The organism is Oceanobacillus sp. Castelsardo, assembly GCF_001659985.1.
Classification (GTDB): Bacteria; Bacillota; Bacilli; order Bacillales; family Amphibacillaceae; genus Oceanobacillus.
On record NZ_LYCS01000045.1, the window covers coordinates 1 to 469 of the forward strand.

Sequence of the window (469 nt, forward strand, 5' to 3'; positions counted from 1 at the left end):
AAGCCCTAACTCTTCCCCTTAACCTTCCAGCACCGGGCAGGTGTCAGCCCCTATACTTCGCCTTTCGGCTTCGCAGAGACCTGTGTTTTTGCTAAACAGTCGCTTGGGCCTATTCACTGCGGCTCTACTTGAGTAGAGCACCCCTTCTCCCTAAGTTACGGGGTCATTTTGCCGAGTTCCTTAACGAGAGTTCTCCCGCTCACCTTAGGATTCTCTCCTCGCCTACCTGTGTCGGTTTACGGTACGGGCACCTGTGACCTTGCTAGAGGCTTTTCTCGGCAGTGTGAAATCAGGAACTTCGGCCAGAAGGCCTCCCCATCACAGCTTGAAATTGCCAGGCGGATTTGCCTACCTGACTTTCTCACTGCTTGGGCGCACACATCCATCCGTGCGCATTCCTTATCCTACTGCGTCCCCCCATCGCTCAAACGGTCACGAGGTGGTACAGGAATATCTGCCTGTTGTCCAT

Annotated in this window: 1 rRNA gene; it reads right to left on the reverse strand. The window is 54.2% G+C overall.

The window, feature by feature from the left end:
• A 23S ribosomal RNA gene (locus A9178_RS18455) occupies positions 1–469 on the reverse strand; the annotation flags it as partial.